This is a genomic window from Microbacterium sp. K35 (assembly GCF_004794375.1).
Lineage (GTDB): Bacteria > Actinomycetota > Actinomycetes > Actinomycetales > Microbacteriaceae > Microbacterium > Microbacterium sufflavum.
Genome location: NZ_SSDM01000170.1, coordinates 1 through 3,582, shown reverse-complemented (window position 1 = coordinate 3,582; position 3,582 = coordinate 1). Strand labels below are relative to the sequence as shown.

General features: G+C 74.0%; 5 protein-coding genes. 2 read left to right on the top strand and 3 right to left on the bottom strand.

Features of this window, described 5'->3' with window-relative positions; translation table 11 throughout:
* Positions 1-195: hypothetical protein (locus DW299_RS06285; RefSeq protein ID WP_205814338.1), on the bottom strand; the 195-nt coding region annotated here is incomplete at its 3' end.
* A 95-nt stretch (positions 196-290) separates the two neighbouring features.
* Here DW299_RS06285 and DW299_RS06280 point away from each other — a divergent pair.
* Both DW299_RS06280 and DW299_RS06275 read left to right on the top strand, forming a co-directional pair.
* On the top strand, positions 291-722 hold the full coding sequence (locus DW299_RS06280; protein WP_136036072.1) for a GNAT family N-acetyltransferase: 432 nt from the start codon (positions 291-293) through the stop codon (positions 720-722).
* Positions 719-1,636, top strand: coding sequence for a pirin family protein (locus DW299_RS06275; protein WP_136036071.1), 918 nt, complete (start codon positions 719-721; stop codon positions 1,634-1,636). The genes DW299_RS06280 and DW299_RS06275 overlap by 4 nt, the downstream gene beginning before the upstream one ends.
* 145 nt (positions 1,637-1,781) lie before the next feature.
* On the opposite strand, the gene DW299_RS06270 is transcribed toward DW299_RS06275, so the two are convergent.
* Complete coding sequence (locus tag DW299_RS06270) at positions 1,782-3,239, bottom strand: sodium/solute symporter (protein ID WP_136030082.1); 1,458 nt, start codon at positions 3,237-3,239, stop codon at positions 1,782-1,784.
* Positions 3,236-3,582, bottom strand: a 347-nt coding sequence (locus tag DW299_RS06265) for a heavy metal transporter (protein ID WP_136036070.1), incomplete at its 5' end; no start/stop codon positions are given. The genes DW299_RS06270 and DW299_RS06265, both read right to left, overlap by 4 nt.

Sequence of the window (3,582 nt, the reverse complement as noted above, 5' to 3'; positions counted from 1 at the left end):
GTCCCACCACGCCGGCGCACGGGACGCGGTCACCGGCGTGGTGGGACCGGGGCCCCAGTCGAGCGGCGGCTCGAACCCCGCGCCCTGCGGCTCCCAGTCCATCGGCTCCGGCGGCGCGGACGGCTCCCACCCGTCGCCCCAGGGCTCGTCGGCGTAGGGCAGATCCTCGTACGGGTCACGGGGAGTCTGCGGCATGCCTCCAGCGTAACGACCCCGGCCGACACGGGCAGCGGCCGTCCCCACCACCGCGACCGGGGTTAGGTTGGACCCAGACCCCGAAGGAGCACCCGATGACCGACATCTCCGTGACCCGCAACGACGAGGCCTCCCGCTACGAGATCCGCTCCGACGACGTGCTCGCCGGGTTCGCCGAGTTCCAGCTGAGGCCGGGCGCCATCCGCTTCATCCACACCGAGATCGACCCGGCGTTCCAGGGTCAGGGGCTCGCCGGGAAGCTCGCCGCCGAGGCCCTGGCCGACGCGGCGAGGCGTGGCGACGCGATCGTGCCGCTGTGCCCCTACATCGCGAAGTACCTGCAGACGCACGAGGTGCCCGGCGCCGAGATCCGCTGGCCGCAGCGTCCCGCCGAGGTCCAGGGCGCGGCGGCACCGGACGCCGCAGTGCAGGACGAGTCGGCGCAGGAGAAGTCGGCGCAGGACAAGTCGGCTCCGCGGGAGTCCGCCGGCGGCTCCGACGACGATCCCACCGGACGGGCGGAATGATCGGGCAGCGCCGCCTCGTCCTCGAGCCCCGCGACGTGCCGCTCGGGGGTGTGCGCGGCATGACCGTGCTGCGCGTGCTCCCGCACCGCAACCTGCCGACCATCGGCGCCTGGTGCTTCCTCGACCGCTTCGGACCAGCCGACACCCGCATGCGCGTCGAACCCCATCCGCACATCGGACTGCAGACGGTGACCTGGCCCCTCGTCGGCGAGATCCGTCACCGCGACTCGCTCGGCAGCGACGCCGACCTGCGCCGCGGGCAGCTGAACCTGATGACGGCCGGCAACGGCATCTCCCACTCCGAGTACTCCGTCGGCGACGACCCGATCCCGCTCGACGCGCTGCAGTTCTGGGTCGTGCTGCCCGAGTCGGCGCGGCACGGCGATGGCGGCTTCGAACGCCACACCGACCTGCCGACCGTCCAGCTGCCCGCGACCGAGGGGCCCGACGCCACGGCGACCGTCGTGCTCGGCGAGTTCGCCGCGACGCGCTCCCCCGCGACCGTGCACACCCCGATCGTGGGCGCCGAGGTCGTGCTGCCCGCCGGGTCGACCGTGCGCCTGCCGCTGCGGTCCGAGTGGGAGCACGCGCTGCTGCTGGTCGAGGGCGAGGCCGCGCTGTCCGAGCACGCCATGCAGCGCAACGCCCTGGTGTACCTCGGCGATTCGCGCACGGAGGTCGAGGTGACCAGCACCGAGGGCGCCCTGCTGTTCCTGCTCGGCGGCGAGCCGTTCGAGTCGGACATCGTGATGTGGTGGAACTTCGCCGGCCGCACGCACGACGAGATCGCGGCCGCCCGCGAGGACTGGGAGGCCGCGGCCCCGCGGTTCGGGACGGTCGAGGGGCACGACGTGCGCATCCCCGCGCCGCCGCTCCCGCCCGTCCGGCTCCTGCCGCGCACCCGCACCGTCTGACCCGCACCCTCTGACCCGCACCCTCTGACCCGCACGGACTGACCCGCACGGGCGCGCTCGGATTCAGGCGCTCGCGCGGACCCCCGGCCACTGCGGCCTGATCCCGCGTGTTCGCCTGATCCCGCGCGTTCGCCCGGCCCTCCGGTCAGCCGCGTTCGGGGGTGTGCACGCGGGCGAGGAAGCGGTCCGTGCGCGGCGACGGGCCGCGCGGATCGAGCAGCGACACCGCGACCGTCACGGCCGTGGCCAGCGGGATCGTCCACGCCGCGGGCTGCGCGAGGTACGGCGCCGCGACCCCGACCCCGTCGATCACGGCGTGCACGAGCAGCGCCAGCCCGGTCGCGACGCCGCCGCACACCATCCCCGCCACCGCCCCGCGGGCCGTGAGCCCGCGCCACCACACGCCCAGCAGCACCACGGGCGACAGCGTCGATGCGGCCACCACGAACACCACGCCCACGCTCGACACGAGCCCCGCGGGCGCCGTGAGCAGCGCGACCCCGAGCGGCACGAGCGCGCACAGCACCGCGGAGAGGCGGAACGAGCGGACGGACCCGGAGAACACGTCCTGGCTGATCACCCCCGCGAGCGACACCACGAGCCCGGCCGAGGTCGCCAGGAACGCCGCGAACGCGCCCGAGACGATGAGCGCCGTGAGCAGCTCTCCGCCCGGTCCGGGGAACACGCGCGAGGGCAGTTGCAGCACCACCGTGTCGGCCACACCCGGCACCGCGAGGTCGGGAGCGGCGATGCGGGCGAGCAGCCCCATCGCGCTCGACACGGCGTAGAAGGCGCTGACCATCGCGATCACGATCACGGTCGTCCGCCGCGCCGACGCCCCGGTCGGGCTCGTGTAGAAACGGACCAGCACGTGCGGCAGTCCCATCGTGCCCAGCAGCAGCGCGAGCAGCAGCGACGCGGTCTCGTACGCGTCGAAGCCGGACGGGCCCGCCTCGCTGGGGAACACGAGCGCCGGGTCGAACGCGTGCGGTCCGCCGCCGAGCGCGAAGGCGATGCACACCACCGGCACCAGCAGCGCCGTGAGCTTGAGCCAGTACTGGAACGCCTGCACGAAGGTGATCGCGCGCATCCCGCCCGCCGCGACCGACGCCGCCACGAGCACCGCGACCGTCACGGCGCCCACCCACTCCGGCAACCCCGCGACCACGACCAGCGTGATGCCGGCGCCGTGCAGCTGCGGCACGATGTACAGCCACCCGATCACCAGCACCGCGAGGCTCGTGACGCGTCGCGCCGAGGCCGACCCGAGCCGCGCCTCCACGAAGTCCGGGATCGTGTAGGCCCCGCTGCGCCGGAGCGGGGCCGCGACGAACACCAGCACCAGCAGGTACCCGGCCGCGTATCCGATCGGGAACCAGAAGCCGCGCGCGCCGTCGAGCAGCACGAGTCCGGAGAGCCCGAGGAAGGTGCCGGCCGACAGGTACTCGCCGCTGATCGCCGAGGCGTTCCACACCGGCCGGACGGTGCGCGACGCCACGAAGAAGTCGCTCGTCGTGCGCGACACCCGCAGGCCGTACACGCCGATCAGCAGCGTGGCGATCACCACCAGCGCGACCCCGAGCAGGTCGAGCAGCGCGTTCATTCGCGGTCCCGGAGGGCGCGGTAGCGGCGCTCGTTGCGGACCGCCGTGCGCAGATACAGCAGCGCGAACACCACGATGACCGGGTAGAACGCGAACGCCTGCAGCAGCCACGACAGCGGCAGGCCCCACAGCACGACCCGGTCGATCTCGGGCACGAGCGCGATCGCCAGGGTCATCGCGACCACGACCACCACGAACCCGGCGACCGTGCCGAGCGCGAGCCGCAGCTGACTGCGCTGGAGCGCCCTGGCGTACACCGCATCGGCCTCGTCGACCGGCGCCCCGGGCAGCGCGATGCCGCGCGTGAGAGCCGCAGGGCCGCGAGGCGGGAGGTCGGCCGTGC